Source organism: Microbacterium candidum, assembly GCF_030315975.1.
Taxonomy (GTDB): domain Bacteria; phylum Actinomycetota; class Actinomycetes; order Actinomycetales; family Microbacteriaceae; genus Microbacterium; species Microbacterium candidum.
On sequence record NZ_JASXSZ010000003.1, the window covers coordinates 238,987 to 262,537 of the forward strand.

22 protein-coding genes are annotated in these 23,551 nt (G+C 70.3%); 19 read left to right on the top strand and 3 right to left on the bottom strand.

Translation table 11 applies throughout. The features are described from left to right. Positions 1–20 precede the first annotated feature (20 nt). From QSV35_RS10555 to QSV35_RS10580, 6 genes are all read left to right on the top strand, one after another. On the top strand, positions 21–551 hold the full coding sequence (locus QSV35_RS10555; RefSeq protein ID WP_286289098.1) for a shikimate kinase: 531 nt from the start codon (positions 21–23) through the stop codon (positions 549–551). Beyond that, complete coding sequence (aroB, locus tag QSV35_RS10560; RefSeq protein ID WP_286288698.1) at positions 548–1,624, top strand: 3-dehydroquinate synthase; 1,077 nt, start codon at positions 548–550, stop codon at positions 1,622–1,624. Before QSV35_RS10555 ends, aroB begins: the two co-directional genes overlap by 4 nt. 31 nt (positions 1,625–1,655) lie before the next feature. Next, positions 1,656–2,111: a type II 3-dehydroquinate dehydratase gene (gene aroQ / locus QSV35_RS10565; RefSeq protein ID WP_286288699.1), complete on the top strand. Its 456-nt coding sequence runs from the start codon at positions 1,656–1,658 to the stop codon at positions 2,109–2,111. 95 nt (positions 2,112–2,206) lie between these two features. Continuing rightward, on the top strand, positions 2,207–2,767 hold the full coding sequence (efp, locus tag QSV35_RS10570) for an elongation factor P (protein WP_286288700.1): 561 nt from the start codon (positions 2,207–2,209) through the stop codon (positions 2,765–2,767). A gap of 12 nt (positions 2,768–2,779) precedes the next feature. Further along, positions 2,780–3,190 carry a transcription antitermination factor NusB gene (gene nusB / locus QSV35_RS10575; protein WP_286288701.1) on the top strand — a complete coding sequence of 137 codons (411 nt, stop codon included), beginning with the start codon at positions 2,780–2,782 and terminating at the stop codon, positions 3,188–3,190. A 47-nt stretch (positions 3,191–3,237) separates the two neighbouring features. After that, positions 3,238–6,573, top strand: coding sequence for a DEAD/DEAH box helicase (locus tag QSV35_RS10580; protein ID WP_286288703.1), 3,336 nt, complete (start codon positions 3,238–3,240; stop codon positions 6,571–6,573). A 5-nt stretch (positions 6,574–6,578) separates the two neighbouring features. On the opposite strand, the gene QSV35_RS10585 is transcribed toward QSV35_RS10580, so the two are convergent. After that, on the bottom strand, positions 6,579–7,532 hold the full coding sequence (locus QSV35_RS10585; protein ID WP_286288704.1) for an NAD-dependent epimerase/dehydratase family protein: 954 nt from the start codon (positions 7,530–7,532) through the stop codon (positions 6,579–6,581). 64 nt (positions 7,533–7,596) lie between these two features. Between QSV35_RS10585 and QSV35_RS10590 the strand changes: the two genes are divergently transcribed. Then, positions 7,597–8,520, top strand: coding sequence for an RNA polymerase sigma-70 factor (locus QSV35_RS10590; RefSeq protein ID WP_286288705.1), 924 nt, complete (start codon positions 7,597–7,599; stop codon positions 8,518–8,520). Positions 8,521–8,604: 84 nt separating this feature from the next. Further along, positions 8,605–10,179, top strand: coding sequence for a Rieske 2Fe-2S domain-containing protein (locus QSV35_RS10595; protein ID WP_286288706.1), 1,575 nt, complete (start codon positions 8,605–8,607; stop codon positions 10,177–10,179). Here QSV35_RS10595 and QSV35_RS10600 read toward each other — a convergent pair. Then, on the bottom strand, positions 10,100–10,921 hold the full coding sequence (locus QSV35_RS10600) for a hypothetical protein (protein ID WP_286288707.1): 822 nt from the start codon (positions 10,919–10,921) through the stop codon (positions 10,100–10,102). The two genes, QSV35_RS10595 and QSV35_RS10600, sit on opposite strands and share 80 nt — an antisense overlap. Before the next feature lie 2 nt (positions 10,922–10,923). Beyond that, positions 10,924–11,487, bottom strand: coding sequence for a hypothetical protein (locus QSV35_RS10605; protein WP_286288708.1), 564 nt, complete (start codon positions 11,485–11,487; stop codon positions 10,924–10,926). A 190-nt stretch (positions 11,488–11,677) separates the two neighbouring features. Between QSV35_RS10605 and QSV35_RS10610 the strand changes: the two genes are divergently transcribed. The 11 genes from QSV35_RS10610 to metK all read left to right on the top strand — a co-directional run bounded on the left by QSV35_RS10610 (position 11,678) and on the right by metK (position 23,547). Next, positions 11,678–12,205, top strand: a complete 528-nt coding sequence (locus tag QSV35_RS10610) for a DoxX family protein (protein WP_286288709.1) — start codon at positions 11,678–11,680, stop codon at positions 12,203–12,205. Between the two features lie 113 nt (positions 12,206–12,318). Then, positions 12,319–12,852, top strand: coding sequence for a bifunctional pyr operon transcriptional regulator/uracil phosphoribosyltransferase PyrR (gene pyrR / locus QSV35_RS10615; protein WP_286288710.1), 534 nt, complete (start codon positions 12,319–12,321; stop codon positions 12,850–12,852). A gap of 5 nt (positions 12,853–12,857) precedes the next feature. Beyond that, positions 12,858–13,820, top strand: a complete 963-nt coding sequence (locus QSV35_RS10620) for an aspartate carbamoyltransferase catalytic subunit (RefSeq protein WP_286288711.1) — start codon at positions 12,858–12,860, stop codon at positions 13,818–13,820. Further along, positions 13,817–15,151 (top strand): dihydroorotase, encoded by a 1,335-nt coding sequence (locus QSV35_RS10625; RefSeq protein WP_286288712.1) that lies wholly within the window; start codon positions 13,817–13,819, stop codon positions 15,149–15,151. The genes QSV35_RS10620 and QSV35_RS10625 overlap by 4 nt, the downstream gene beginning before the upstream one ends. After that, complete coding sequence (locus QSV35_RS10630) at positions 15,148–15,705, top strand: PH-like domain-containing protein (protein WP_286288713.1); 558 nt, start codon at positions 15,148–15,150, stop codon at positions 15,703–15,705. The genes QSV35_RS10625 and QSV35_RS10630 overlap by 4 nt, the downstream gene beginning before the upstream one ends. Further along, the gene (gene carA, locus QSV35_RS10635) at positions 15,702–16,853 is read left to right on the top strand and encodes a glutamine-hydrolyzing carbamoyl-phosphate synthase small subunit (RefSeq protein WP_286288714.1); all 1,152 of its coding nucleotides are present in this window, start codon (positions 15,702–15,704) and stop codon (positions 16,851–16,853) included. Before QSV35_RS10630 ends, carA begins: the two co-directional genes overlap by 4 nt. Next, positions 16,846–20,133, top strand: coding sequence for a carbamoyl-phosphate synthase large subunit (gene carB, locus QSV35_RS10640; RefSeq protein ID WP_286288715.1), 3,288 nt, complete (start codon positions 16,846–16,848; stop codon positions 20,131–20,133). The genes carA and carB overlap by 8 nt, the downstream gene beginning before the upstream one ends. Beyond that, positions 20,130–20,945: an orotidine-5'-phosphate decarboxylase gene (gene pyrF, locus QSV35_RS10645; protein WP_286288716.1), complete on the top strand. Its 816-nt coding sequence runs from the start codon at positions 20,130–20,132 to the stop codon at positions 20,943–20,945. Before carB ends, pyrF begins: the two co-directional genes overlap by 4 nt. Before the next feature lie 7 nt (positions 20,946–20,952). Continuing rightward, entirely contained in the window at positions 20,953–21,966 is a 1,014-nt protein-coding gene (gene gmk, locus QSV35_RS10650; protein WP_286288717.1) for a guanylate kinase, read from the top strand. A gap of 44 nt (positions 21,967–22,010) precedes the next feature. Then, positions 22,011–22,265 (top strand): DNA-directed RNA polymerase subunit omega, encoded by a 255-nt coding sequence (gene rpoZ, locus QSV35_RS10655; protein WP_286288718.1) that lies wholly within the window; start codon positions 22,011–22,013, stop codon positions 22,263–22,265. An 88-nt stretch (positions 22,266–22,353) separates the two neighbouring features. Then, positions 22,354–23,547, top strand: a complete 1,194-nt coding sequence (gene metK / locus QSV35_RS10660; RefSeq protein WP_286288719.1) for a methionine adenosyltransferase — start codon at positions 22,354–22,356, stop codon at positions 23,545–23,547. Positions 23,548–23,551 lie beyond the last annotated feature (4 nt).

A 23,551-nucleotide genomic window follows, 5' to 3' on the forward strand; every position in this document is an offset into this window, starting at 1 on the left:
CGGTCGTCCTGATCGGCCCCATGGGGGCGGGCAAGACGAGCATCGGCCGCCGGGTGGCGAAGATGCTCGGCGTCTCGTTCGTGGACAGCGACGCGGCCATCGCCCGCGCCCACGGACCGATCGAGCGGATCTTCGCCGAGCAGGGCGAGGCCCGGTTCCGCGAACTCGAGCGGGATGCGGTCGCTGAGGCGCTGGATGCGGGCGGCGTGGTCGCGCTCGGCGGGGGCGCGGTGATGGATGCCGGAACCCGGGCGCTCCTGGGCGGACACCGCGTGGTGCTGCTGACAGTGGAGCCGCGGATCGTGGCATCCCGCATCCAGGGGACGAATCGGCCGCTCCTGCAGGCCGACGACCCCGTCGGACGGTGGCGCGAGATCTATGAGGCGCGACGCCCCGTGTACGAGGAGCTCGCCGACGCGACATTCGACACATCGCACGGTCCGCTCGGCGCGGTCGCGGAGGCGATCGCTGCCTGGGTCGGCGGCTCTCCTGGCGACGGCACCGACGGCGGGGTCACGCAGGACGAAGAGGACGAGGAAGGCGCACAGTGAGCGACACGACGACGATCCAGGTCGCGGGGGATCAGCCCTACGACATCACCATCGGCCGCGGGGTCGTCCAGGGTCTCGCCGAGGCACTGCCGGCGGGCGCGCAGAAGGTCCTCATCGTGCACCCGCCGACGCTCGCCGAACAGGCGGAGGGGCTGCGTCGCGCCCTCGGCGCCGACCGTCAGGTGCTCCTCGCGGAGATCCCCGATGCCGAGCAGGGCAAGCGCGTCGAGGTCGCCGCCTTCTGCTGGCAGGTCATGGGCCAGGCCGACTTCACTCGCACGGATGCCGTCGTCGGCTTCGGCGGGGGAGCGGTGACCGACCTCGCCGGATTCGTCGCAGCCACGTGGCTGCGCGGCGTCGCCGTCGTCCAGGTGCCGACGACCGTCCTCGGCATGGTCGATGCCGCCGTCGGCGGCAAGACCGGTATCAACACCGCCGAGGGGAAGAACCTCGTGGGCGCGTTCTGGCCCCCCCGCGCGGTCATCTGCGACCTCGACCTGCTCGACTCGCTGTCTCCGAACGAGCGCGTCGCCGGGTTCGCCGAGGTCGTGAAGGCCGGATTCATCTGGCATCCGGAGATCCTCGACCTCATCGAGGCCGACCCCGTCGCGGTCGTCGACCCGCGCTCCGAGGCGTTCCGCCGCAGTATCGAGCTCGCGATCGACATGAAGGCGCGGGTCGTCGGCGAGGACCTGCGCGAGGCAGGGCTGCGCGAGGTCCTCAACTACGGGCACACCCTCGGCCACGCGATCGAGCACGCCGAACGCTACCGGTGGCGCCACGGTGCGGCGATCTCGGTGGGGATGATGTTCGCCGCGGAGCTCTCGCGCCTGGCCGGACGCCTTCCGGATGGCGCGGTCCAGCGTCATCGCGACATCCTCGGTGCGCTGGGCCTGCCGATGACGTACCGCGCGGGGGCGTGGCCGACGCTGCTCGCGACGATGCAGCGGGACAAGAAGGCGCGCGGCTCGATGCTGCGGTTCATCGTGCTCGACGACATCGCCCGTCCGACCGTGCTGCAGGCGCCCGACGAGTCGCTCCTGTTCGCCGCATACCAGGAGGTCGCCGGCTGACGACGGCGACCCTCCGCGGTACGGTGGGCTCGTGACGACGCATCGACTGCTTCTCCTGAACGGACCGAACCTCAACCTCCTCGGCACCCGGGAGCCGGAGATCTACGGCACCGAGACCCTGGCCGACGTCGAGCGCATCACGGCGGAGGCCGCCGCATCCCGCGGTTTCGTCGTCCGTGCCGTGCAGAGCAACCACGAGGGCGTCCTGCTCGATGCGATCCACGCAGCGCGCGAGGACTGCGACGGCATCGTCATCAACCCGGCGGGGCTCACGCACACCTCCGTCGTGCTGCGCGACGCCCTCCTCGGCGTCGCGCTGCCGGTCGCCGAGGTGCACATCTCCGACGTGCAGCAGCGGGAGGAGTTCCGCCGCCACTCCTATGTCGCGGACGTCGCCATCGTGCATGTGATCGGCGAGGGCGTGCGCGGGTACGCCACCGCGACCGAGCGTCTCATCGACATCATCGCCGGCCAGGCAGAGGGCTGAACGGCCCGCTCGCAGGCTCGGTACGCCGCATCCCATAGAATGGGATGTTGGGCGTCCACGCGCCCGCGAACTTCACGAAACGGAACAGAAGACTCATGGCATCGACCGCAGACATCAAGAACGGCGTCGTCCTCAACATCGACGGCCAGCTCTGGAGCATCGTCGAGTTCCAGCACGTCAAGCCGGGCAAGGGCGGCGCGTTCGTCCGCACCAAGATGAAGAACGTCCTGACCGGCAAGGTCGTCGACAAGACGTTCAACGCGGGCGCGAAGATCGAGATCGAGAACGTCGACCGCCGCGACTTCCAGTACCTGTACAACGACGGCGACGGCTTCGTCTTCATGGACGTCTCCGACTACGACCAGATCACGGTCGGCGCGGCGACGGTCGGGGATGCGGCGAACTTCCTGCTGGAGAACCAGCAGGTGACGATCGCCCTGAACAACGGCAACCCGCTGTACATCGACATGCCGGCATCCGTCGTCCTCGAGATCACGTACACCGAACCGGGTCTGCAGGGCGACCGCTCGTCGGCCGGCACGAAGCCCGCCACGGTCGAGACCGGCTACGAGATCCAGGTCCCGCTGTTCCTGGAGACCGGGACCAAGGTCAAGGTCGACACGCGCACGGGCGACTACCTCGGCCGCGTGAGCTGACGCGCGCCATCCATGAGCGCACGCACCAAGGCGCGCAAGCGCGCCCTCGACATCCTCTTCCAGGCCGACGTGCGAGGGGAGGAGCTCGGCGTCGTGCTCGCCGCCGAGGCGAAGCGGGCGGCGAACGAGCCGGCGCGCGAGGCCTCGTGGCTGTACGCGCGCGACATCGTCGACGGCATCATCGACAACCACGACGAGATCGACGAGCAGATCACGACCTCCTCGAAGGACTGGTCGCTCGCACGCATGCCCGCCGTGGACCGTGCGGTGCTGCGCATCGCGACGTGGGAGATCCTGTACAACGACCAGGTCCCCTCCGCGGTCGCGATCGACGAGGCCGTGGAGCTCGCCAAGGAGTTCTCCACGGAGGAGTCGGGCGCGTTCGTGCACGGCGTGCTCGCGCGGGTCGCGCGCTCGAGCTGATTCGGCCCGCGGCGTGAGTGTCGCGGGCGTCGCCTAACGTGGTGGACGTGCCGGCGCCATACTTCGATCCCGAGCTGATCCGTCGCCGGACGCAGGGAGGATCGTTCGAGCGCGGGGTCGGCTACTTCCACAGCGGTGCCGTTCGGGCGCTCACCTGGAACGAGGCCAGCCGCACGCTGAGTGCCGATGTCAGCGGGAGCAGGGGTGCCGCCTATCGCACGACGGTGACCCTCGACGCAGGGTCGGCGCGTATTCTGTCAGCCCGATGCACCTGCCCGGTGGAGGAGGACTGCAAGCACGCCGTCGCGGCCATGCTCGCGAGCAATGCCCTGGTTGCGCCGGGGGAGCCGGATCCTGCGGTTCCGGAACGAACCCCTTCGCGTACCCTGGCGGAGCCGATCCGCACGACGCAGATGTCGTCCGCTGCCCCGCGGCGCGTGCGCGGCTGGCGCGATCTGATCGCTGAGGCGGACGCACCTGCGCGGGCGCGCGTCCTGCTGGCCCTCGGCTTCGAGGTGCGAGAGCGGCTGCCGCAGCGTTCGGCATGGTCTTCGCCGCGCACGCAGGAGGCGAGGCTCTCGGGGCCGGTGCGCCCGGACCGCGAGCTGCTCCTCGGCATCCGCCCCTACGTGCGGAGCGCGTCGACCGGGAACTGGATCAAGGGCGACGTGTCATGGGAGTCGCTGCGGAGACCCGGCGGCCCGCACGACGAGGCGCAGGCGCGCTGGTTCGCAGAGCTGCATGCCCTCACGAGGGACATCCGGGCGCTCGGGACTCCGCTCGACTCGTCCGAGTGGATCACCCTCGACACGGTCGGGTCCGAGCTGCTGTGGGCGCACCTCGCCGCGGCCGAGGGGCTCGGCGTCCCCTTCATCGGCACGAAGAAGAACCGGTCGGTCGTTCTCGCGGGCGGCGCAGACGTCGCTCTCGAGATCACGAGGGACCGCGAAGCGCTCCGGCTCACGGCCGTCGCGACGATCGACGGCGAGACGGTGGATGCGGGCAGCATCCGCCCGATCGGACGCACCGGCGCGTATGCGCTGGCGTACGACGGCGGCGAGGTCACCATCACGCTCGCGCCGGCGCGTCTCAGCGCACCGGTGGCTGCGTTGCTCGGCCGTCCGGGCGGGGTAGACGTGCCGCCGGATGAAACCGCCGAGTTCCTGAGCGAGCACTACCCACGGATCGCGCTGACGACCACGGTCCGCGCGGGAGCCGGAGTCGAGCTCCCCGCGCGGCCCGAACCCGCACTCGTGCTGACCATCGTCCACGGGGCCGGTCATGTGCTGACCTACCGCTTCTCGTGGGACTACCCGGGGTCTGCCCGCGTCCCCTTCGACAGCCGAGAGAGCGACCGGATCCGCGACCCCGATTTCGAGTCGGAGGCCGCATCGCGCCTTCGCGCGGCGTGGGCGGAGGCGACGGAGCGGCCGTTGGTGTCGAGCGGCGTTCTCAACGACGTCGCCGCCGCCGAGTTCGCGGCGGAACTCGTTCCCGCGCTCGAGGGCGTCCCCGGGCTCCGAGTCGAGGTCGCCGGCACTCCGCACGCCTATCGTCTCCTCGAAGAGGATCCGCGCATCACCGTCACGACGGTCGAGTCGACCGATCCGGACTGGTTCGATCTGGGCGTGCTCCTCACGATCGACGGCCGCGTGATTCCGTTCACGCCGTTGTTCCGCGCTCTGTCGAAGGGCAAGAAGAAGCTGCTGCTCCAGGACGGCGCCTACTTCTCGCTGTCGCATCCCGCGCTGCAACGGCTCAAAGACCTCCTCGAAGAGGCCGGCGAGCTGGCCGAGTGGGATGCGGGTACGACCCGCATCAGCCGCCACCAGACGGATCTGTGGGCCGACTTCGAGGACCTCGCCGACGAGGCGCAGCCCGCCGTCGCGTGGCGTGCACTGGCGGAGGGGCTGCGCGCCGAGACCCGCGTCGAGCGCACTCCCGCACCCGCGGGGCTTGTGGCATCCCTCCGTCCGTACCAGCAGGACGGGCTCGACTGGCTGGCCTTCCTGTGGCGCCACCGGCTGGGCGGGATCCTCGCGGACGACATGGGCCTCGGGAAGACGCTGCAGATGCTCGCCTTCGTGCAGCACATGCGGGAGCAGGGCGAGACGAGGCCGGTGCTCGTCGTCGCGCCCGCATCCGTGCTCTCGACATGGCGTGCGGAGGCCGCGCGATTCACCCCCGATCTGCGTGTCGAGGTCGTCGATGCGACGACGGGAAAGCGCCGGTCGAGCGTGGGGGATGCGGCTTCGGCGGCCGACATCCTCGTGACGTCGTACACGATCCTGCGGCTGGATGCCGACGCCTTCGCGGGCGTCGAGTGGGCCGCCGTCGTCCTCGACGAGGCGCAGTTCGTCAAGAATCCGCAGACGAAGCTGCACCGCGCCGCCGGGCGCCTGCGTGCCGATGCGCACTACGCCGTGACCGGCACGCCGCTGGAGAACAGCCTGTCTGAGCTGTGGGCGCTCCTCTCGCTCACAGCGCCCGGGCTCTTCGCGTCCGGCCGCCGGTTCCGCGAGGAGTACATCGGTCCGATCGAGAAGGGCAAGGTTCCGGAGAACCAGGAGGGCGGGCCCTTCCGCGCCGGGCGGCTCGCACGACTGCGCCGCCGCATCCGCCCGCTCGTCCTGCGCCGTACGAAGGAGCTCGTCGCAGCCGACCTTCCGCCCAAGCAGGAGCAGCTGCTGCGCATCGAACTCGAACCCGCGCATCGCGCGATCTACGACGCGACGCTCCAGCGGGAGCGGCAGAAGGTCCTGGGGCTTCTCGAGGACCTCGATCGCAACCGGTTCATCGTCTTCCGGTCGTTGACACTGCTGCGCATGCTGAGCCTCGCCCCCGGGCTCGTCGACCCGGACCACGCGCACATCCCGTCGAGCAAGCTCGAGGCCCTGATGGAGCAGCTCGAGCAGATCGTCGCCGAGGGACACCGCGTGCTCGTCTTCAGTCAGTTCACGTCGTACCTCGACCTCGTGCGAGCACGGCTGGAACGCGACGGCGTCGGATACGCGATGCTCGACGGCTCGACGCGGCATCGCGCGCGCGTCATCGAAGGATTCCGTTCGGGGGAGGAGCCGGTGTTCCTCATCTCGCTGAAGGCCGGCGGCTTCGGCCTGACGCTGACGGAGGCGGACTACGTGTTCCTTCTCGATCCGTGGTGGAACCCGGCTGTCGAGGCGCAGGCCGTCGATCGCACGCACCGCATCGGCCAGACCCGTCCCGTGAACGTCTACCGGATGATCGCCGAAGGCACCATCGAGGACAAGGTCATGGCGCTCCAGCAGCGCAAGGCGCGCCTGTTCCAGGCCGTCATGGACGATGACGCACTCTTCGGCCAGGCGCTCACCGCCGACGACATCCGCGGCCTCTTCGACGCCTGACGGCGCTACGCGGCGGCGGCCGTGACGACGCCGAGGCCCGTGCGGAAGCCGTCGCGCCACGAGGCGTATCGCGGCGACCACTCCAGCGCGGCCTTCGCCTTGGCGTTCGACGAACCGCGGGCCGTCGTCATCCACGCGACGCCGAACTCGCCGACCATCGTGCGCGCCACCCAGCCCGGCACGTGCATCGGCCGCTTCGCGCCGACGGCCTGTGCGAGGACGGGGAGCCACTCGGAGACCGGTGCGGGCTCGTCGTCGACGATGTTGTACAGGCCCGGTGCGCCGTGCGACACGGCTGCGGCGGTCGCGGACGCAGCGTCCTCGACGTGGCAGAACGACCAGATCCCGGTTCCGCGGCCGACGATGGGGAACTGCCGCTTGCGCACGACGTCGAGCATCTGGCCGCCCTCGCCGAGCGCCTGGCCAGGGCCGTACAGGTTGCCGTAGCGCAGCGCGAGGCCGCCGGCATCCACCGTCGCGCGTTCCGTGTGGGCGATCGCGGCCAGCGTGCGGCGCACGGCGGGCGCCGGATCCGGATCCAGCGGGTCCTCTTCGGTCTTCACCGGGCCACCGGTGCGTGCGTTCGGCCAGCCCGTGTAGCTCTGCACGAGGATCCGCTCGGTCCCGGCCTCCTGGGCGGCGGCGATGAGCGCGTCGGTGCCGCGTGTGCGCATGTCGTTCGTGGCGGCGAACACCTCGTCGAACCGCTTGAAGTCGAAGCCCGCGGACAACGAGGTGAGCTCGTGGACCACGACGTCGGGGAGCGCCTCGAGCACAGCGCGACGGATGGATGCGGAGTCCCTCCCGTCCATGGTGACGCCGTGGCCGCCGGCGGCCTCGATGCGACGCGCGCCGGTGTCTGTCCGCGAGGTGCCGGTGACGTCGTGTCCCGCGGCGACGAGCAGCGGGACGAGCCGGGAGCCGATCGCACCGGATGCGCCTGCGATGAAGATCTTCATGTCGGGTTTTCCTTTCCTCACCCCCTCCGACGGGCGACGTCTCGGTTTGTGACAGGCTCGAAGAATGGATCTCGCCGTGGAGGCTCCGAGGCTCCGTCCCCTCATGTTCTCGATCGCCTACCGCATGCTCGGCAGCGTCACCGACGCCGAGGACATCGTGCAGGCCGGGATGCTGCGCTTGCACGAGCACGCGCGCACCGGGGAGCGGATCGATCGACCGGACGCGTTCGCCTCGACCGTCACCACCCGCCTGTCGATCGACGCGCTGCGATCAGCCCGGAGGGTGCGGGAGGTGTACGTCGGGCCATGGCTCCCGGAGCCGCTGCTGGCCGACGACGCCGACCCCGCGCACCGCATCGAGCACGACGACACGCTGTCCATCGCGGTGCTGACGATGCTGGAGCGCCTGGGGCCGACGGAAAGGGCGGTGTTCGTCCTGCGCGAGGCACTGGGCTATGAGTACGGGGAGATCGCCGAGATCGTGGAGCGGGAGCCGGCGGCCTGCCGCCAGATCCTCCATCGCGCGCGGCAGCGGGTGTCGGCGGGCCGTGCCGCGTCGAGGGCGACGGATGCCGAGACCCGACGGGTCGTCGACGACTTCGTCCGAGCGCTGCGCGACGGAGATGTCGACGCGGTCATGCGCGTGCTCGCCGACGATGTCGTGCTCATGGCTGACGGCGGCGGCAAGGCGCCCGCCATCCAACGTCCGATGACCGGGGATCTCGCCGTGGCACGGTTCCTCGTCGGGCTCATGCGCCGCGGCGCCGTGCTCGGCGTGGAGCTCGAGCAGACGGTCGCGAATGCGGAGCCCACGCTGCGCTTCCGCGGCGCGGACGGTGCGACCCTGTCGGTCGTGACCCTCCACGTCGAGGACGGTGGCATCCAGGCGATCGCGAACCAGCTGAATCCGGACAAGCTGCAGCACCTCGCCCCCGTGGGGGACCTGTTCGCGCTCCTGCGGGGCGAGGGGGCACCACCGCGGGACTGAGCCCGCACATTTGTTCCGGCCGGTCGCGCGGGTCGCTCCCGAGACCCTCGGATAGGCTCGAACCGTTCGAAACGGGAGGACTCCATGCGAATCACGGGGCTCGGTCACGCCGGCATGTTCATCGAGACCACGGGCGGCAGCATCCTCTGCGACCCCGTTCTCGGGCCGAGCTTCTTCGGCTCGTGGTTCCCGTTCCCGGACAACCGCGGTCTCGACTGGGAGCGCTTCGGGAAGGCCGACTTCCTCTACATCTCGCACCGGCACCGCGACCACTTCGACCCGCGACTGCTCGAGCAGTACGTTCCGAAGGACATCAAGGTCCTGCTGCCCGAGTACCCGACGGACGACCTCGAGACCGACCTCCGCAATCTCGGGTACGACAACATCGTCTACACGCAGGCGGGTGTCTCGCTCGAGTACGGCGAGCTCAAGCTGATGGTCACGCCGCTGCGGGCTCCGTCGGACGGTCCGATCGGCGACTCGTCGCTGAGCGTCGACGACGGCACCGCGAGCATGCTCAATCAGAACGACTCGCACCCTCTGGACCTCGAGAAGCTGCTGTCCTTCTCGAAGCCCGACGCGTACTTCACGCAGGTCTCGGGCGCCATCTGGTGGCCGATGGTCTACGACCTGCCGCAGGACGCCAAGCGGAACTTCGCGAAGCTCAAGCGCGACGCGCAGAACAAGCGCGCCCTGTACTACATCGAGAAGGTGGATGCGGAGCACGTCTTCCCGATGGCGGGACCGCCGATGTTCCTGCGCGAGGAGCTCTTCCGCTACAACGGATGGGGCATCGAGGACGACGCGATCTTCACCGATCAGCAGCAGTTCCTCGACCACATGGCCGTCGAGCGCCCGGACCAGCAGGGTTACCTGTTCGTGCCCGGTACGCAGGTCGACCTCGACCACGCCGACCTCACGGTGACCCAGACCCTGTACACGGACGCCGAGATCGCACGGATCTTCGGCGAGAAGTGGGAGTACCTCGCCGAGCAGCGCGACTCGCGCCAGGACGAGGTCCGCGCCGAGGAGGCACGCCGGGCGCCCGTGCTGCCGCCCGAGGAGATGCTCGCCGCCATCAAGGAGTGGTGGGAGCCGCTCCTGCGCCGTGCCCGCACCATCCGGGACGGCGTCGGCGGCAACGTGCGCTTCCGCATCGGCGAACTCGACATGGTCGTGGACTTCCCGAAGGCGAAGGTCCGCGAGTACGCGGGTGAGGAGTGTATCTACTGGTACACGATCCCCGCAGACCTCGTCTCGACGAACATCGCCGACCACGAGATCGATTGGTCGAACTCGATCTTCCTGTCGATGCAGTTCGAGGTCGGACGCTCCGGCAAGTTCAATGAGTTCCTCACGACGTTCCTGAAGTGCTTGTCGCGGGACCGCATCGAGTACGTCGAGAACTGGTACGCGGAGCAGTCCGACCAGACCGAGGACGCCCAGCTCGGCGACTGGGTGGTGCAGCGGCGCTGCCCGCACCTGCGTGCAGACCTCACCAAGACCGGCAAGATCGAGGACGGCGTGCTGACCTGCAGCCTCCACGACTGGAGCTGGGACCTGCGCAGCGGCAAGTGCCTCACATCGCAGGGGCACTCGATCCGCGCTCATGCGGTCGAGGACGAGCTGTACCGCGACGCGACCGTCCCCGCGGCCTGAGCACGGGCGCGAGCACGGCGACGGCGAGACCCCAGGCGGCGCACGCCACCGACCAGGCCGGCGGCAGCGCGGTCGGGGTCTCGGGCCACGCCCAGGACACGAGTCCGAGGTAGAACGCGCAGACGCCTGCGCTGAGCCCCGTGAACATCCGTCCGCGCGGCCAGAACGCCGCGAGGACCGCGAGTGACGGCAACGCGACGGCGAGCGCCCCCTGCACGCCCAGGTGGTCGATGTCCATCGTGTAGTCCGCATCGATCAGTCGCTGCAGCTCCCGCGGCCACAGCGAGACCGCGTAGGCGATCCATGCGGGTGCGGCGACCACCGCGACGGCGAGAAGCGGCCCCGCTCGCCGCGGTCGGGTGAGAGCGGGAAGTCGCGGAAGACCGGAGGCGATGAACACCTCACCGGCGAGCAGCGCGATGACGATGCCGAGGCGCCAGTCGGCGGTGGCGACGGCGGCGACCGCCAGGGCGGCGACGGCGACGAGAAGCTGACCCTGCGCGATGTCGGAGAACCGCGGCGCCGCCGCGAGCACGATGAACGGGACCGCCACCAGGACCCCCATGAACAGGCCCCAGCCGGCCTCGAGGACCTGGTACCAGTCCGGGTCCCACGTGACGAGGAGATCGGGGATGCCGAAGCCGGGCACCGTCAGCCAGCTGAGCGCGAAGAGCCCGGCCAGAACGCGACGCGTCACGGTCACCCAGGTGCGCGGCCCGACGGCCGTGATGTCGATCGTCACGGTCAGGCCGCCGCGTGCCGTGCGTCGCGGCCGAGTCGCGCGGTCGCGGACACCAAGCCGACGATGTGCGCGGCTGCGAACGCGGCGACGAGCCCCCAGAGGAGCGGCTCCGTGCCGCCGGTCGTGAAGGACAGGGCGGAGGTAGCGATGGCCCCCACGCCGAGGATGGGGACGACGATGAGCAGAGCGAGACTGACACGGTGCGACATCGCCGGCTGGTGGCGGGTCCGCGCGAGCGTCCAGACGAGCGCTGCGGCGAGCAGCGGCAGCCAGATCCCGACGACCCAGGCGAGCAGAGCTGCTGCGACGGCGGACAGGAGGCCGAGGCCGCCGATGGCGAGCGATGGCGCATCCATCCGGCCGGCGCGGCGGGCGCTCAGTCCCACGAGCGCACCTGTCGTGGCCAGCGCCGCGAGCGCGATGAACGCCGACGAGAGGAGATAGCGGGAGACGGACCACCCGTCGTCGCCGATCCCCATTCCGAACCACGTGATCACGAACGTGCAGAGCCACAGCACGGTGGCGGCGTCGAGGAACACCTCGGCGCGGCGGACGAACAGGGACACGGTTCTCCTCTGGTGGTCTCGAGCGTGCGACGGCGCCGTGGCGCGCCGCACATCGGCGCTGCGCCGATGCCTCTTCAGAGCCTCGGAACAGCGGGGTGATACATCCGGATCCGCGTATCACCGTCGGGGAGGGCGGCTCCTAGTCTGCGGTTCCCACAATCGTGGGACTTATCGACTGAGGAGTCGCACAATGACCACCATCCCTGTCCGTACAGGAGCCGTGACCACGGCGGCTCCGACCCGTGAATCCGCGTTCGCGAAGGCGATGCGGCTCGAGGCGCAGCTGGAGGGCGGCGTGAAGACGCTGCTCGAACGCTGGTCCATCCCGATGCTGCGGATCGCGCTCGGGCTCGTCTTCCTCGTGTTCGGCGTCCTGAAGTTCCTCCCGGGCGTGAGCCCGATCGAGGCTCTCGTCGCCCGTACGTGGAACGTGCTGTCGTTCGGCATGGTCACGGGATACCCGGCGCTGGCGATCACGGCGGCGATGGAGTCGCTCGTCGGCATCCTGCTCGTCGTCGGCGCCTTCCAGCGCTTCGCACTGGCGCTGCTGGCCGTCACGTTCGTCGGCATCCTGTCGCCGCTCGTGTTCTTCACCGGCGACCTGTTCACGCCGGCACCCACGCTCACCGCGCAGTACATCCTGAAGGACGTCGTGCTCGTGTGCGCCGCGCTCGTCGTCGCATCGCGCGCCCTGAAGGCGGCTCCGAAGAAGAGCTGACCGGCTGTGCGAAGGGGCGGGGCGGATCGTCAGGATCCGTCCCGCCCCTTCGCTAGACTGAGGGGACTAGCAACCTTTAAGCCCGTCCTGTGAGGCGGAGAAGGGAGCGGCGGATGAGCGCACGTACCGTGCTGCACGAAGCCGACATCGCCCGTGCCCTGACTCGGATCTCCCACGAGATCCTGGAGTCCAACAAGGGGCCCGACGGTCTGGTGCTCCTCGGCATCCCGACTCGCGGCGTCACCCTCGCCCAGCGCATCGCGCGCCTGCTCGGCGAGATCTCGGGGGAGGCGATCCCCACCGGCGCCCTCGACGTCACGATGTACCGCGACGATCTGCACCGCAACCCGACGCGCACTCCGCAGCCCACGCAGATCCCGGCCGGCGGGATCGACGGCAAAGTCGTCGTCCTCGTCGACGACGTCCTGTTCTCCGGGCGCAGCATCCGCGCCGCGCTCGATGCCCTGCAGGACATCGGCCGCCCCGCGATCGTGCGTCTCGCGACGCTCGTCGACCGCGGGCACCGCGAGCTCCCCATCCGCCCCGACTTCGTCGGCAAGAACCTGCCGAGCGCGCGCGACGAGCGCGTCCGGGTGCGGCTCATCGAGGTCGACGGCGACGACGCCGTCACGATCGAGGGGGAGTGACCGGGATGCGGCATCTGCTCGACACGAAGACCCTCTCCCGCGAGGACGCCCTCCGCATCCTCGATGTCGCGGAGGACATGGCCGACGCGCAGCAACGCGAGGTCAAGAAGCTGCCGGCTCTGCGCGGCAAGACCGTCGTGAACCTCTTCTTCGAGGACTCGACGCGCACGCGCATCTCCTTCGAGGCGGCGGCCAAGCGCCTGTCGGCCGATGTCATCAACTTCTCCGCGAAGGGATCGAGCGTCTCGAAGGGCGAGTCCCTGCAGGACACCGCGCAGACGCTTCAGGCGATGGGGGCGGATGCGGTGGTCATCCGCCACGGCGCGTCGGGGGCCCCCCGCACGCTCGCGACGAGCGGCTGGATCACGGGGAGCGTCCTGAACGCCGGCGACGGCACGCACGAGCACCCCACGCAGGCGCTCCTCGACGCGTACTCGATGCGCAAGCGTCGCTACGGCGCGGACAGCCGCGGGCGGGACCTGGAAGGCTTCCGCGTCACGGTCGTCGGCGACATCCTGCACTCGCGCGTCGCCCGCTCGAACGTGTGGCTGCTGAACACCCTGGGCGCCGAGGTGACGCTCGTGGGTCCGCCGACGCTGATCCCGCAGGACGTCACGGCGTGGCCCGCCCGCATCCTGTTCGACCTGGACGAGGCGATCGCCGACGGCCCCGATGCGCTCATGATGCTGCGCATCCAGCTCGAGCGGATGAACGCCGCGTACTTCCCGAACGAGCGCGAATACACGCGCACATGGGGCCTCGACGCCGACCGGCTGGCGGCCCTGCCCGCCGATAGCATTGTGATGCACCCCGGACCCATGAACCGGGGGCTGGAGATCTCCGCCGACGCCGCCGATTCGCCGCGTTCGACCGTGCTCGAGCAGGTCGCGAACGGCGTCTCGGTGCGGATGGCCGCGCTGTACCTGCTGCTGGCAGGCGAGCGCAACGAGAAGGAGGACGCCCGATGACCGCCCTTCACCCGGATGCCGGCAGCCCCGGCACCACGATCTACCGCGGCGCCCGCATCGAGGGCGGCGACACCGCCGATATCCTCGTCGAGGGAGACCGCATCGCCGAGGTCGGCACGGGTCTCTCGCGGGCCGGCGCGACCGTCGTGGACGTCGACGGACTCGTGGCGCTGCCCGGTCTCGTCGACCTCCACACGCACCTCCGCGAGCCGGGATACGAGGCGTCGGAGACGATCCTCACCGGGTCGCGCGCGGCTGCCGCCGGTGGATACACGGCCGTCTTCGCGATGCCCAACACTTCGCCGGTGGCCGACACCGCCGGTGTCGTGGAGCAGGAGCTGTCTCTCGGCGAGGTCGCGGGCTACGTCACGGTCCAGCCGATCGGCGCCGTCACCGTCGGTCAGAAGGGCGAGCGCCTCGCGGAGCTCGGTGCGATGGCCCGTTCGCGCGCCCGGGTGCGTGTCTTCAGCGACGACGGCTTCTGCGTGTCCGACCCGCTCATCATGCGCCGCGCGCTCGAGTACGTGAAGGCCTTCGACGGCGTGATCGCACAGCACGCACAGGACCCGCGCCTCACCGAGGGCGCGCAGATGAACGAGGGCGCCGTCTCGGCCGAGCTCGGCCTCGCCGGCTGGCCCGCGGTCGCCGAGGAGTCGATCATCGCCCGCGACGTGCTCCTCGCCCAGCACGTCGGCTCGCGCCTGCACGTGTGCCACCTGTCGACGGCAGGCTCGGTCGACATCATCCGCTGGGCCAAGGCCCGCGGCATCCCGGTCACCGCCGAGGTCACCCCTCACCACCTGCTCCTCACGGAAGAGCTCGTGCGCGGCTACGACGCGCGCTTCAAGGTCAATCCGCCGCTGCGCCGCGACGAGGACGTCCTCGCGGTGCGCCAGGGGCTCGCCGACGGCACGATCGACATCGTCGCCACGGACCACGCTCCTCATCCGGACGAGGCGAAGTCGTGCGAGTGGCAGGCGGCCGCGAACGGCATGGTGGGCCTGGAGAGCGCGCTCCGCGTCGTCCAGCAGGCCATGGTCGACACCGGACTGCTCGAGTGGGCCGACGTCGCGCGCGTGATGTCGCGCACGCCCGCGCAGATCGGCCGCCTGGACGGTCACGGGCGCCCGATCGCCGTCGGGGAGCCGGCGGAGCTGACGTTCCACGACCCGTCGGTCGCCGCGGTCTTCGGCTCCGACGACCTCCGCGGCCGCAGCCGCAACTCGCCGTACCTCGGGCGCGAGCTGCCCGGGCGCGTGGTGTGGACGCTGCACCGCGGTGTGCCCACCGTCGCGGACGGCGTCCTGGCCGAGGCTGGAGTCCTCGCGTGAGCCATGTGACGGCGACGATCCTCATCGTCCTGTTCGTCGCAGCCGTCGGCGCGGGTGCGCTGTGGGGCTGGAGCCGCCGCGCGAAGCGCGACGCCACCCCGCTCTTCACAGCCGGAGAGCTTCCCGCGGATGCGCACGTGCACGCATCGTTCGACACGCTCTACGTCGCCACGACTCGGCACGACGAGCCGCTGGAGCGGCTGGCCGCGCCCGGGCTCGGCATGCGGTCGTTCGCCGCGGTCGTGATCGCGGATGCGGGTGTCGAGGTCGACCTCGGCGGAAAGACCCGCTTCGTCCTCAGCCCGGACCGCATCATCGAGGTCGGCCAGTCGACGGTCGTGATCGACCGCGTCGTCGAGAAGGACGGTCTCGTCCGCCTCGTGTGGCGCACCGACGCCGACACGACGGTCGACTCGTACTTCCGCCCGACGGATGCCTCGGCCCGCGCCCTCGCGGACGCGATCCACGACATCCTCCCCGAATCTGCGCAGGGCCCCGACACCGGATCGGGCCCCGCATCCGCCACAGACTCCCAGACAGGAGCCGACGCATGACCTTCACCACAGACCCCGCCGTCCTCGTCCTCGAGGACGGCACCCGCCACGTCGGACGCGCCTATGGCGCCCGCGGCACGACCCTGGGCGAGGTCGTCTTCGCCACCGGCATGACCGGCTACCAGGAGACCCTCACCGACCCGTCCTACGCCGGCCAGATCGTGCTGCAGACGGCGCCGCACATCGGCAACACCGGCATGAACGACGAAGACCCGGAATCGCGCCGCATCTGGGTCGCGGGCTACATCGTGCGCGACCCCTCCCGCGTCGTGTCTAACTGGCGCGCCGACGAGTCGCTCGACGACGCCCTCGTGAACGACGGCATCGTCGGGATCAGCGGCATCGACACCCGCGCGGTCACCCGGCACATCCGGTCCGCGGGCAGCATGCGCGGCGGGATCTTCTCCGGGGACGCCGCATCCATCGACCCGGACGAGCAGGTGCGCATCGTGCGCGAGGCGCCGCAGATGGCCGGCCTGAACCTCTCCGCCGAGGTCTCGGTGGCCACCGCCGAGGTGACCCGGGCGACAGGGGAGCGGATCGGCAACCTCGCCGTCCTCGACCTCGGCGTCAAGCAGGCGACGATCGACAACCTCGCCGCGCGGGGCTTCGACGTGCACGTCCTGCCGCAGGACGTCACGATCGACGACATCCGCGCGATCGACCCTGTCGCCGTCTTCTACTCGAACGGACCGGGCGATCCCGCGGCCTCGGGCGACCACGTCGAGCTGCTGCGCGCCGTCCTCGACGAGCGGCTGCCGTTCTTCGGCATCTGCTTCGGCAACCAGCTCCTCGGCCGCGCCCTCGGCTTCGGCACGTACAAGCTGCCCTTCGGCCACCGCGGCATCAACCAGCCCGTGCTCGACAAGGCGACGGGCCGCGTCGAGATCACGGCGCACAACCACGGCTTCGCGGTCGACGCGCCGATCGAGGGCGAAGTGGAGAGTCCGAACGGCTACGGCCGCGTCGAGGTCAGCCACATCGGCCTCAACGACCGTGTCGTCGAAGGGCTGCGCGCCCTCGACATCCCGGCGTTCTCGGTCCAGTACCACCCGGAGGCGGCGGCAGGCCCGCACGACGCCAACTACCTCTTCGACCGCTTCCGCGACCTGGTCGTCGCCAACCTGGAGACCCACAAGAATGCCTAAGCGCGACGACATCAAGAGCGTCCTGGTCATCGGATCCGGGCCGATCGTGATCGGCCAGGCGTGCGAGTTCGACTACTCGGGGACGCAGGCCTGCCGCGTGCTGCGCGAAGAGGGCGTACGCGTCATCCTCGTCAACTCCAACCCGGCCACGATCATGACCGACCCAGACTTCGCCGACGCGACCTACATCGAGCCGATCACGCCCGCCGTGATCGAGACGATCATCGCGAAGGAGAAGCCGGATGCGATCCTGCCGACCCTCGGCGGCCAGACGGCCCTGAACGCCGCGATGGCCCTGCACGCGCAGGGGATCCTCGACAAGTACGGCGTCGAGCTCATCGGCGCCAAGGTCGATGCCATCCAGAAGGGCGAGGACCGCCAGATCTTCAAGGAGCTCGTGATCGAGGCGGGGGCGGATGTCGCGGACTCCGTGATCTGCCACTCGATGGAAGACCTCCTCGCCGGGGCTGAGAAGCTCGGCTACCCGCTCGTCGTCCGCCCCTCGTTCACGATGGGCGGCCTCGGCTCCGGCTTCGCATACGACGAGGCGGACCTCCGTCGCATCGGCGGCGCGGGCCTCCACGACTCGCCCACCAACGAGGTGCTCCTCGAGGAGTCGATCCTCGGCTGGAAGGAGTACGAGCTCGAGCTCATGCGCGACACGGCCGACAACACGGTCGTCGTCTGCTCGATCGAGAACGTCGACCCGGTCGGCGTCCACACGGGCGACTCGATCACGGTCGCCCCGGCGCTGACCCTCACCGACCGCGAGTACCAGAAGCTGCGCGACATCGGCATCGACATCATCCGCGCCGTGGGCGTCGACACCGGCGGCTGCAACATCCAGTTCGCGGTGAACCCCGACAACGGGCGCATCATCGTCATCGAGATGAACCCGCGGGTGTCGCGCTCGTCGGCGCTCGCGTCGAAGGCGACGGGGTTCCCGATCGCCAAGCTCGCCGCGAAGCTCGCGATCGGCTACCGCCTCGACGAGGTGCCCAACGACATCACGCAGGCGACCCCCGCGAGCTTCGAGCCGACGCTCGACTACGTCGTCGTGAAGGTCCCTCGCTTCAACTTCGAGAAGTTCCCGAACGCGGACACGACCCTCACGACCACCATGAAGTCGGTCGGCGAGGCGATGGCGATCGGCCGCAACTTCTCGACGGCGCTGAACAAGGCGCTCCGCTCGCTGGAGAAGCGCGGGTCGAGCTTCCACTGGGGCGAGGAGCCGCGCTCGGTCGCCGAGCTCGTCGAGGCGTCGAAGGTCCCGACCGACGGCCGGATCATCCTCGTGCAGCAGGCGCTGCGCAAGGGTGCGACCGTCGAGCAGCTGTTCGAGGCGACCAAGATCGACCCGTGGTTCCTCGACCAGATCGTGCTGATCAACGAGGTCGCCGAGTTCGTCGGCAAGGCGCCGGAGCTGGATGCCGCGACCCTCCGCATCGCGAAGGAGCACGGCCTCAGCGACGCCCAGATCGCGCAGCTGCGCGATGAGAGCGAGGCCGAGGTCCGCGGCGTGCGTCACGGCCTGGGCGTGCGCCCCGTGTACAAGACGGTGGACACGTGCGCCGGCGAGTTCCCCGCGCTGACGCCCTACCACTACTCGAGCTACGACTTCGAGACCGAGGTCCGGCCGTCCGAGCGCACGAAGGTCGTCATCATCGGCTCGGGCCCGAACCGCATCGGCCAGGGCGTCGAGTTCGACTACTCCTGCGTGCACGCGTCCTTCGCCCTCGCCGACGCCGGATACGAGACCGTCATGGTCAACTGCAACCCCGAGACGGTGTCCACCGACTACGACACGAGTGACCGGCTGTACTTCGAGCCGCTGACCCTCGAGGACGTCCTCGAGGTCCTGCACGCGGAGGCGCAGTCCGGCAAGATCCTCGGCGTGGTCTGCCAGTTGGGCGGCCAGACGCCGCTCGGTCTCGCGAAGGGCATCCAGGATGCCGGGTACGCGATCCTCGGCACGAGCCCCGAGGCCATCGACCTCGCGGAGGAGCGGAGCCTGTTCAGCGGCATCCTCGACGCCGCGGGCCTCGTCGCCCCCCGGCACGGCACAGCCACGGACGTCGAGGGCGCCGTCGCGATCGCCGAAGACATCGGCTACCCGGTGCTCGTGCGCCCGAGCTTCGTGCTCGGCGGCCGCGGCATGGAGATCGTCTACGACACCGCCACGCTGCGCGACTACTTCGTGCGCGTCGCCGACCAGGCGATCATCGGGCCCGGCGCGCCGCTGCTCGTCGACCGCTTCCTCGACGATGCGATCGAGATCGACGTCGACGCGCTGTACGACGGCGCCGAGCTGTACGTCGGCGGCGTCATGGAGCACCTCGAGGAGGCCGGCATCCACTCCGGCGATTCCAGCTGCACCCTGCCGCCGGTGAGCCTCGGCCGCACCGACGTCGACCGCGTCCGCGAGGCGACCCTCGCGATCGCGGAGGGCATCGGCGTGCGCGGGCTCCTGAACGTCCAGTTCGCCATCAGCGCCGACGTCCTCTATGTGATCGAGGCGAACCCGCGCGCGAGCCGCACGGTGCCGTTCGTCTCGAAGGCGCTCGGCATCCCGCTCGCGAAGGCCGCGTCGCGCATCATGGCCGGTGGGACGATCGCGGAGCTCAAGGCGGAGGGGCTGCTGCCCACCCTCGACGGCTCACGCGTGCCGCTGGACGCCCCGGTCGCCGTCAAGGAGGCCGTGCTGCCTTTCAAGCGCTTCCGCACGAAGGAGGGCCACACCGTCGACTCCGTACTGGGCCCCGAGATGCGCTCGACCGGCGAGGTCATGGGCATCGACCGCGACTTCCCGACCGCGTTCGCGAAGAGCCAGGACGCCGCTTACGGCGGGATGCCACTGTCCGGCACCGTCTTCATCTCGGTCGCCGACGGCGACAAGCGTGCCGTCATCCTCCCCGCGCACCGGCTGCAGCAGCTCGGCTTCACGCTCGTCGCGACCGAGGGCACGGCGGAGATCCTCGCCCGCAACGGCATCGACGTGGGCGTGGTCCGCAAATTCAGCGAGACGCAGGAGGGCGGCGAGCGCAACATCGTCGACCTCATCAACGCCGGCGAGATCGACATCGTGGTGAATACTCCGAGCGGCATGTCCGCCCGTGCCGACGGCTACGAGATCCGCGCCGCGGCGGTCGCCGCCGACAAGGCGCTGTTCACGACCATCGCGACGCTCGGCGCCGCGGTGACGGCGATGGACGCCATGCAGGACGGCTACGAGGTCACGAGCCTGCAGGAGTACGCGGTGGCCCGAGCGAGCCGCTCGTGAGCGACTTCGGCGCACGGCTGGCCGCCGCGTTCCACACGCACGGCCGGCTGTGCGTCGGCATCGACCCGCACGAGGCGCTGCTCGCCGAGTGGGGGCTTCCGGAGTCCGCCGCCGGCGCCCGGGAGTTCGGGCTGCGGACGGTGGATGCGGCGGCCGGCCGTGTCGGAATCGTGAAGCCGCAGGTGTCGTTCTTCGAGCGGCACGGATCGGCCGGGTTCGCCGCCCTCGAGGATGTGCTCGCCGCCGCCCGCGCGGCGGGTCTCCTCGTGATCGCGGATGCGAAGCGCGGGGACATCGGCTCGACGATGGACGCCTACGGCCGCGCGTGGCTGACTCCGGGCTCGCCGCTCGAGGCCGACGCGCTGACCGTGAGCCCGTACCTCGGCGTCGGCGCGCTGTCCGGGACGTTCGACGTCGCCGCACAGCACGGCAAGGGCCTGTTCGTCCTCGCGGCCACGAGCAATCCTGAGGGCGCGGTGCTGCAGTCCGCAGCGGCGGGGGAGCGCACCGTCGCGGCGCAGGTCGCCGCGGAGGTCGGCGAGCGCAACGGCGGCGCACAGCTCGGATCGTTCGGCCTCGTGGTCGGGGCGACGCTCGACCGAGGCGCATTCGGCCTCACCGACGAGGTGCTGTCCGGGACGCCCATCCTCGCGCCGGGCTTCGGCTTCCAGGGCGCGCGGCCCGCGGACCTCGGCCGGCTCTTCGACGCGGTGGCCGTGAACGTCGTCGCGAGCGAGAGCCGCAGCATCCTCTCGGCGGGACCGGAGGGGATCTCCGCGCGCATCGCGGAGCGTGCCGCGCTGTACGCTTGAAGATCCCATGCCTGACACCCGAACTCCGCTCGATGGGGCTCCGCCCCAAACCCCCGGCGCGCCAGCACGACCGCTGAATGGGGCTCCGGCCCACACCCCCGGCGCGCCGGCGCGACCGCCCGAGGTCGACCGGGTCGCGGCCTCTCGCAACGCCGTCGCGGCCCGCCGCGCACGCGCCAGCCTGAAGCGCGATCTCGCGACTCGCGTCGTCTCCCCGCAGACCGTCCTCACCCGTGCCGCCGCGGCTCCGACCTCAGCCGCCGGCACCCTGCGCATCACCGATTTCCTGACGTCGCTCCCGGCGATCGGGGAGGGAAAGCGCGACCGCATCCTCGACTCGCTCGCGATCTCCCCGGTCAAGCGGCTGGGCGGTCTCGGCTCCCGCCAGCGCGTGGCCCTCCAGGAGTGGCTGGACGATCGGATGCCGGAGCCGGAGCCACGGGGCGGCCGCAGCCGCCTCATCGTGCTCGCGGGTCCCACCGCGGTCGGCAAGGGCACGGTGGCCGCGCACATCCGCGATCATCACCCGGACATCCACCTGTCCGTCTCCGCGACGACGCGGCCCCCGCGCCCGGGCGAGGTCGACGGCATCCACTACTTCTTCGTCGACGATGCGGAGTTCGATCGGCTCGTGGCGACCGGCGCGCTGCTCGAGCACGCGACCGTCCACAACAAGTACCGCTACGGGACGCCTCGCGAGCCCATCGAGCACGTGGTGGATGCGGGCGGCACGGCTCTCCTCGAGATCGATCTGCAGGGCGCTCGCCAGGTGCGGGCGGCCGCACCGGACGCGACCCTGGTGTTCCTGCTTCCGCCGAGCTGGGACGAACTGGTCCAGCGGCTCGTCGGCCGAGGCACCGAGGACGCCGAGGAGCGGGCGCGTCGTCTGCGCACCGCGAAGGTCGAGCTGGCCGCCCAGAACGAGTTCGACTACCGCGTCGTGAACGAGGATGTCGCCACAGCGGCCGCGGAGGTCGTAGAATTGGCTCAGGCGCCTTTGCGCGCGCTTCCGCGCGCCTGAGCGCCGCCTCTTTGCCGCCGACATCCGAACCAGGAGGTTCCGCCATGGCCGGAAACAACCAGGGCATCATCGAGCCCGCGATCGACAGCCTTCTCGAGAAGGTCGACTCGAAGTACCAGCTCGTGATCTACGCATCGAAGCGCGCGCGTCAGATCAACGACTACTACTCCGACCTGCACGAGGGGAACCTGTTCGACAACGTCGGGCCGCTCGTCGACTCCACCGTCGAGGACAAGCCGCTCACGGTCGCCCTCCACGAGATCAACGAGGACAAGCTCCGCCTCCGCCACGCGGAGTGATCCGAGTCGCACTGTTGCCACGGCCGGGGACGATGTCCCCGGCCGTCGGCATACTGGAAGAACCGCCTCACCCGATCCTGGAGCGTCGATGACCGAGCTGCGCCTGTTCACCTCCGAATCCGTCACCGAGGGCCACCCCGACAAGATCTGCGACCAGATCTCCGACAGCATCCTCGACGCGATCCTCACCGACGACCCCGACGGGCGCGTCGCGGTCGAGACCCTCGTCACGACGGGGCTCGTCCATGTGGCCGGGGAGGTGTCCACGAGCACCTACGTCGAGATCCCGGCGATCGTGCGCGACGTCGTGACCGGCATCGGCTACACGTCGAGCGACATGGGCTTCGACGGCGACTCGTGCGGCGTCAGCGTGTCGATCGGACAGCAGTCGCCCGATATCGCCGCCGGTGTCGGCAACGCGCTCGAGCACCGCGAGGGCGGCTCTGTCGACCCGCGCGACGCGCAGGGCGCCGGCGACCAGGGCATCATGTTCGGCTACGCGACGACCGAGACGCCGCAGCTGATGCCGATGGCCATCTGGACGGCTCACCGCCTGTCCGAGCGTCTCTCCGAGGCGCGCCGCAGCGGTGAGCTGCCCTTCCTGCGCCCTGACGGCAAAACCCAGGTGACCCTCGGCTACGAGGGCGCCGTGCCCAAGACGATCGAGTCGGTCGTGCTCTCGACGCAGCACCACCCCGACATCTCGCAGGACGAGCTGCGCGCCCTCGTGCGCGCCGAGGTCATCGACCCGGTGCTGGCGACGACGGGGCTCGACCACGACGACGTCACGTATCTCGTGAACCCTGCGGGCCCGTTCGTCATCGGCGGACCGAAGGGCGATGCCGGCCTCACCGGCCGCAAGATCATCATCGACACCTACGGCGGGGCCTCGCGCCACGGCGGCGGTGCGTTCAGCGGCAAGGACCCGTCGAAGGTCGACCGCTCGGCGGCGTACGCCATGCGCTGGGTCGCGAAGAACGCGGTCGCGGCGGGCTTCGCCGACCGCCTCGAGGTCCAGGTCGCTTACGCCATCGGCGCGGCGCATCCCGTCGGCCTGTACGTCGAGAGCTTCGGCACGGGGCATGTCGCCGACGAGGCGATCGTCAGCGCGATCCGCGAGGTGTTCGACCTGCGGCCCAAGGCGATCATCGACGACCTCGATCTCCTCCGCCCGATCTACCGGCAGACGGCCGCATTCGGGCATTTCGGTCGCGAGCTGCCCGATTTCACGTGGGAGCGTCTCGACCGCGTCGACGACCTGCGTCGCGCGGCCGGCCTCTGACGCC

Coding starts and splice junctions, on each gene's coding strand:
- QSV35_RS10555 (WP_286289098.1), top strand. CDS start 21: ATGGGGGCGGGCAAGACGAGCATCGGCCGCCGGGTGGCGAAGATGCTC.
- efp (WP_286288700.1), top strand. CDS start 2,207: ATGGCATCGACCGCAGACATCAAGAACGGCGTCGTCCTCAACATCGAC.
- nusB (WP_286288701.1), top strand. CDS start 2,780: ATGAGCGCACGCACCAAGGCGCGCAAGCGCGCCCTCGACATCCTCTTC.
- QSV35_RS10585 (WP_286288704.1), bottom strand. CDS start 7,532: ATGAAGATCTTCATCGCAGGCGCATCCGGTGCGATCGGCTCCCGGCTC.
- QSV35_RS10590 (WP_286288705.1), top strand. CDS start 7,597: ATGGATCTCGCCGTGGAGGCTCCGAGGCTCCGTCCCCTCATGTTCTCG.
- QSV35_RS10595 (WP_286288706.1), top strand. CDS start 8,605: ATGCGAATCACGGGGCTCGGTCACGCCGGCATGTTCATCGAGACCACG.
- QSV35_RS10610 (WP_286288709.1), top strand. CDS start 11,678: ATGACCACCATCCCTGTCCGTACAGGAGCCGTGACCACGGCGGCTCCG.
- pyrR (WP_286288710.1), top strand. CDS start 12,319: ATGAGCGCACGTACCGTGCTGCACGAAGCCGACATCGCCCGTGCCCTG.
- QSV35_RS10620 (WP_286288711.1), top strand. CDS start 12,858: ATGCGGCATCTGCTCGACACGAAGACCCTCTCCCGCGAGGACGCCCTC.
- QSV35_RS10625 (WP_286288712.1), top strand. CDS start 13,817: ATGACCGCCCTTCACCCGGATGCCGGCAGCCCCGGCACCACGATCTAC.
- carA (WP_286288714.1), top strand. CDS start 15,702: ATGACCTTCACCACAGACCCCGCCGTCCTCGTCCTCGAGGACGGCACC.
- carB (WP_286288715.1), top strand. CDS start 16,846: ATGCCTAAGCGCGACGACATCAAGAGCGTCCTGGTCATCGGATCCGGG.
- gmk (WP_286288717.1), top strand. CDS start 20,953: ATGCCTGACACCCGAACTCCGCTCGATGGGGCTCCGCCCCAAACCCCC.
- rpoZ (WP_286288718.1), top strand. CDS start 22,011: ATGGCCGGAAACAACCAGGGCATCATCGAGCCCGCGATCGACAGCCTT.
- metK (WP_286288719.1), top strand. CDS start 22,354: ATGACCGAGCTGCGCCTGTTCACCTCCGAATCCGTCACCGAGGGCCAC.